The 6,293-nt window shown below is 58.1% G+C and carries 4 protein-coding genes; 2 read left to right on the top strand and 2 right to left on the bottom strand.

What is annotated here, in order from left to right:
* Positions 1 to 57: 57 nt before the first annotated feature.
* Positions 58 to 1,356: an MFS transporter gene (locus tag ACVCAM_RS25730; RefSeq protein WP_008503146.1), complete on the bottom strand. Its 1,299-nt coding sequence runs from the start codon at positions 1,354 to 1,356 to the stop codon at positions 58 to 60.
* Between the two features lie 476 nt (positions 1,357 to 1,832).
* Here ACVCAM_RS25730 and uxaC point away from each other — a divergent pair, with 476 nt between their 5' ends.
* Entirely contained in the window at positions 1,833 to 3,245 is a 1,413-nt protein-coding gene (gene uxaC, locus ACVCAM_RS25735) for a glucuronate isomerase (RefSeq protein WP_063436324.1), read from the top strand.
* Positions 3,246 to 3,262: 17 nt separating this feature from the next.
* Positions 3,263 to 4,750, top strand: coding sequence for a UxaA family hydrolase (locus ACVCAM_RS25740; RefSeq protein ID WP_447093736.1), 1,488 nt, complete (start codon positions 3,263 to 3,265; stop codon positions 4,748 to 4,750).
* A gap of 86 nt (positions 4,751 to 4,836) precedes the next feature.
* Here ACVCAM_RS25740 and sstT read toward each other — a convergent pair whose 3' ends face one another.
* The gene (gene sstT / locus ACVCAM_RS25745; RefSeq protein WP_008503149.1) at positions 4,837 to 6,078 is read right to left on the bottom strand and encodes a serine/threonine transporter SstT; all 1,242 of its coding nucleotides are present in this window, start codon (positions 6,076 to 6,078) and stop codon (positions 4,837 to 4,839) included.
* Positions 6,079 to 6,293 lie beyond the last annotated feature (215 nt).

The raw sequence follows: 6,293 nt of genomic DNA on the forward strand, positions 1-6,293 counted from the left end.
GTCTGATCTGTCACCTATGTATCCGGTCATACAGCAGCGCCACCCGGCACAGCAAGGCTAACTCTGCGTGGCCGGTTTCCCGAGTGACTCTTTTGCCAGCTCCTCTGCCGATTTGCTTTTCAGCACCGTCCAGATCACCACCGCGCCCAGCAGGTCGAAGACCGCCAGTACTGCAAACAGCGGGCTGAAGCCGATGGTATCCGCCAGCGCGCCGACGACCAGCGCGAACATCGTACTCGCGGTCCAGGCGGCCATCCCGGTCAGGCCGTTGGCGGTGGCCACTTCGTTGCGACCGAAGACGTCAGACGAGAGCGTAATCAGCGCGCCGGACAGGGACTGGTGCGCAAAACCACCGATGCACAGCAGGGCGATGGCCACGTACGGGCTGGTGAACAGGCCGATCATGCCCGGGCCAATCATCAGCAGTGCGCCCATGGTGACCACCATCTTACGGGAAACGATCAGGTTCACGCCAAACCAGCGCTGGAACAGCGGTGGCAGGTAGCCGCCCACGATACAGCCCAGGTCAGCGAACAGCATCGGCATCCAGGCGAACATCGCGATCTCTTTCAGGTTAAAGCCGTAGACTTTAAACATGAACAGTGGGATCCACGCGTTGAAGGTCCCCCAGGCCGGTTCCGCCAGGAAACGCGGCAGGGCGATACCCCAGAACTGACGGGTGCCCAGGATCTGCCAGACGGTCATTTTTTTGCCGTTGTTGGTCTGATGCTGCGCTTCCTGACCACCAATGATGTACTCGCGTTCTTCTTCGGAGAGTTTTTTCTGATCGCGCGGGTGCTTATAGAAAACCAGCCACGCGATTGCCCAGGCGAAGCTCAGCACGCCGGAAATGATGAAAGCCATCTGCCAGCTGTGCATCACGATAGCCCACACCACCAGCGGCGGCGCAATCATCGCCCCGATGGACGAACCCACGTTGAAGTAGCCGACAGCAATAGAGCGCTCTTTTGCCGGGAACCACTCGGAACTGGCCTTCAGTCCCGCCGGGATCATCGCGGCTTCTGCCGCACCGACCGCGCCGCGCGCCAGCGCCAGGCCGCCCCAGCTGCCCGCCAGCGCGGTGGCTCCGCAGAACACCGCCCAGGCGATGGCGAAGAAGGCATAGCCGATTTTGGTACCGAGGATATCCAGCACGTAGCCTGCAACAGGCTGCATGATGGTGTACGCCGCGGAATAGGCAGCAATGATGTAGGAGTATTGCTGCGTGGAGATATGCAGCTCTTCCATCAACGTTGGCGCTGCGGCTGCGACGGTGTTACGCGTCAGGTAGCCCAGCACGGTGCCTAACGTCACCAGTGCGATCATATACCAACGTAACCCTTTAATTTTACGCATCTAAAACCTCATCGTTATGTTATTTCCGCGCCAGAGCACGGCAACCTCTCGACCGTTTCCGGGAGCAGTTGTGTAACGGGAGGGGCGTAGCCGGGAGCATGTCCCGGAACGGCCCGAACCTTGCCATAAGTAAGCGTGCATAAGTCGGTATCCGTACCGCTAAACCCGATGTCTCTCACACCGGTAATGCATTCCGTCGGCTTATAGTTTGCGACGGCGAAAAGATAACTTGTCATACAGCTTTAAAAGGTGAGTGACATCACAAATGTATGATTCTTTGTGGGGACATTATTCGTGTCGCTTCAAGCCAGTACTGGCGCGGCTTGTAGAAGGATTTACTCCAATTTGGGTAATGTATTTGTCTGCGTTTATTGATCTCACTCACGAAAAAAACGTCGGATGGTGGAAATTGGTGTGATAACTTTGCAGCATATGAACATACGCTTTCTGACGCTCCCGTAATGAGGAAGACGATAATGACGCCGTTTATGACCGACGATTTTCTGTTAGATACCGAATTTGCTCGCCGCCTGTACCACGACTATGCAAAAGATCAGCCGATTTTCGACTACCACTGCCATTTGCCGCCGCAGCAGGTTGCCGAAAATTACCGTTTCAAAAACCTGTATGACATCTGGCTGAAGGGTGACCATTACAAATGGCGTGCGATGCGCACCAACGGCGTGGCTGAGCGCCTGTGCACCGGCGATGCGACCGATCGCGAGAAGTTTGACGCCTGGGCGGCGACCGTCCCGCACACCATCGGTAACCCGCTCTATCACTGGACGCACCTTGAGCTGCGTCGCCCGTTTGGCATCACCGGCAAACTGCTCTCCCCAGCGACCGCCGATGAAATCTGGGACCAGTGCAATGCGCTCCTGGCGCAGGATAACTTCTCCGCGCGCGGCATCATGAAGCAGATGAACGTGAGGATGGTCGGCACCACCGACGATCCGATTGACTCCCTGGAGCATCATGCCGTTGTCGCCAAAGACACCTCTTTTGATATCAAAGTGCTGCCAAGCTGGCGCCCGGACAAAGCCTTCAACATTGAGCAGGCCACGTTCAACGACTACATGGCGAAGCTGGCGGAAGTGTCCGATACCGACATCCGTCGTTTCGCCGATCTGCAAACCGCGCTGACCAAACGTCTGGATCACTTCGCGGCGCACGGCTGTAAAGTCTCTGACCACGCGCTGGACGTGGTGCTGTTTGCGGAATCAAACGAGGCCGAGCTGGACAGCATTCTGGCGCGTCGCCTCTCCGGCGAAGCCCTGAGTGAGCACGAAGTGGCGCAGTTCAAAACGGCGGTACTGGTGTTCCTCGGTGCCGAATACGCGCGTCGCGGCTGGGTACAGCAGTACCACATCGGTGCGCTGCGCAATAACAACCAGCGTCAGTTTAAACTGCTGGGTGCGGACGTGGGCTTTGACTCCATCAACGACCGTCCGCTGGCGGAAGAGCTGTCAAAACTGCTGAGCAAACAGAACGAACAAAACCTGCTGCCGAAAACCATTCTCTACTGCCTGAACCCGCGCGATAACGAAGTGCTGGGCACGATGATCGGCAACTTCCAGGGCGAAGGGATGCCGGGCAAGATGCAGTTCGGCTCCGGCTGGTGGTTCAACGATCAGAAAGACGGCATGGAGCGTCAGATGACGCAGCTGGCGCAGCTTGGCCTGCTGAGCCGTTTTGTCGGCATGCTGACCGACAGCCGCAGCTTCCTGTCCTATACCCGTCATGAATACTTCCGCCGCATTCTGTGCCAGATGATTGGCCGCTGGGTGCACGCAGGCGAAGCGCCGGCGGATATCCAGCTGCTGGGCGACATGGTGAAAAACATCTGCTTTAACAATGCGCGTGACTACTTCGCCATTGAACTGAACTAGGGCCGTTTGAGGTTGATATGCAATACATCAAAATCCATTCGCTGGATAACGTGGCCGTCGCGCTGGCAGATTTAACCGAAGGGACGGAAGTCACCTTCGACAACCAGTCGGTGACGTTACGCCAGTCCGTTGGACGTGGACACAAGTTTGCCCTGATCCCCATTGCCAAAGGGGAGAACGTGGTGAAGTACGGTCTGCCCATCGGTCATGCGCTGGCGGATATCGCGCCGGGTGAATACATCCATTCCCACAACGCCCGCACAAATCTGAGCGATCTGGACGAGTACAGCTATCAACCTGATTTACCTGCGGGACAAGAGCAGGCGGCGGATCGTGAGGTGCAGATCTACCGCCGCGCAAACGGCGACGTGGGGATCCGCAACGAGCTGTGGATCCTCCCGACCGTCGGCTGCGTGAACGGGATTGCGCGTCAGATCCAGACGCGCTTCCTGAAAGAGACCAACGATGCCGAAGGCACCGACGGCGTGCATCTGTTCAGCCACACCTACGGCTGCTCCCAGCTGGGTGACGACCACATCAACACCCGAACCACGCTGCAAAACATGGCGCGCCACCCGAACGCGGGCGCGGTGCTGGTGATTGGCCTGGGCTGTGAGAACAATCAGGTGGACGCCTTCCGCGAGACGCTCGGTGAGTTTGACCCTGAGCGCGTGCACTTTATGGTGTGCCAGCATCAGGACGACGAAGTGGAAGCGGGCGTCGAACAGCTTCATCAGCTGTATGAGGTGATGCGCCACGACAAGCGCGAGCCGGGCAAGCTGAGCGAGCTGAAGTTTGGTCTGGAGTGCGGCGGGTCTGATGGCCTTTCCGGTATTACTGCCAATCCGATGCTGGGCCGCTTCTCGGATTACGTGATTGCCAACGGCGGCACGACGGTGTTGACCGAAGTGCCGGAAATGTTCGGCGCGGAGCGTATTCTGATGAGCCACTGCCGCGACGAAGAGACCTTTGAGAAGACCGTCACCATGGTGAACGACTTCAAACAGTATTTCATCGCCCACAATCAGCCGATTTACGAGAACCCGTCGCCGGGTAACAAAGCGGGGGGGATCACCACGCTGGAAGAGAAATCCCTCGGCTGCACCCAGAAAGCGGGCGCGAGCCAGGTGGTTGACGTTCTGCGCTACGGCGAGCGCCTGAAAACGCACGGTCTGAACCTGCTGAGCGCACCGGGTAACGATGCGGTTGCCACCAGCGCGCTGGCGGGAGCCGGCTGCCATATGGTGCTGTTCAGCACCGGTCGCGGTACGCCGTACGGCGGTTTTGTGCCGACGGTGAAAATCGCCACCAACAGCGAGCTGGCGGCGAAGAAAAAACACTGGATTGACTTTGATGCCGGGCAGCTTATCCACGGCAAGGCGATGCCGCAGCTGCTGACGGAATTCGTGGACGCGATTGTGGAAATTGCCAGCGGCAAGCAGACCTGCAACGAGAAGAACGATTTCCGCGAGCTGGCAATCTTTAAGAGCGGTGTGACGCTGTAAGTACTTTGTCGGGTGGCGCTAGCGCTTACCCGACTTACTAAACCCTGTAGGCCCGGTAAGGCGTAGCCGCCACCGGGCTTTTCTTTTTAACTGCGGAGGGCGTTCTTCGCTAAACGCGCGTCTTCCGCCTGACAGGCCGCCGCGGTAAACAGCACGTCGGTAGAGGAGTTCAGCGCGGTTTCGCAGGAGTCCTGCAGCACGCCGATGATAAAGCCGACGGCAACCACCTGCATGGCGATTTCGTTCGGGATACCGAACATATTACATGCCAGCGGGATCAGCAGCAGCGAACCGCCCGCCACGCCGGATGCGCCGCAGGCGCACAGCGATGCCACCACGCTCAGCAGCAGCGCGGTTGGCAGATCCACCGGAATACCCAGCGTATGCACCGCCGCCAGGGTCAGTACAGTGATCGTAATCGCCGCGCCCGCCATGTTCACGGTCGCACCCAGTGGGATCGACACGGAATAGGTATCGCGATCCAGGTTCAGCTTCTCCGCCAGCGCCATGTTCACCGGTATGTTCGCCGCAGAGCTGCGGGTGAAGAAGGCATACACGCCGCTCTCGCGCAGGCAGGTCAGCACCAGCGGATACGGGTTGCGGCGGATCTGCCAGAACACCAGCAGCGGGTTGATCACCAGCGCCACCAGCAGCATACAGCCGACCAGCACAACCAGCAGTTGCGCGTAGCCCCACAGCGCGTCAAAACCGGTGGTTGCCAGCGTGGAGGAGACCAGGCCGAAAATACCGATTGGCGCAAAGCGAATCACCAGCTTCACCATAAAGGTGACAGCGTTGGACAAATCGTTGACCAGGTTTTTCGTGGTCTCGTTGCCGTGACGCAGCGCGAAGCCCAGACCAATCGCCCAGACCAGGATGCCAATGTAGTTTCCGCTCATCAGCGCGGTGATGGGGTTAGAGACCATGCTCATCAGCAGACCGCGAAGGACTTCCACAATCCCGGACGGCGGCGTGATATCACCGGCCGCGCTGGTCAGGTGCAGCGTGGACGGGAACAGGAAGCTAAACACCACGGCCGTTAAGGCTGCAGAGAAGGTTCCCAGAAGATACAGGAACAGAATAGGGCGAATGTTGGTTTTTTGTCCGTGCTGGTGGTTGGCAATCGATGCCATGACCAGCATCAGAACCAGTACCGGCGCGACGGCTTTCAGGGCGCCCACAAACAGCGTCCCGAGCAGCCCCGTGGCCTCCGCAGCAGGTTTTGACACCATGGCCAGCAGAATACCCAGCACCAGTCCTACCAGAATTTGTTTAACCAGACTTCCCTGCGCCAGGCGCGCAAAAAGACCCGTCGATTGTGTGCTCATACATTATTCCTGAGTGAAATTGCGTTCCATTCCGAATGTGCTCTTAGTCACATTTATGTCCGGATGTAAGTAAATGTTTGCCTGGTCGAGTATAGGGAAAGCGTCTGCGGAGGGAAGCGTAAAATGCTGGATTTTACGTGTTGCGTCATGTTTTTTAACTATTGATTAACGAAAGTGCCGGGTGGCGTTGCGCTTACCCGGCCCACGAGGTGTCG

The sequence above is a fragment of the Enterobacter sp. CFEC122 genome, assembly GCF_052983755.1.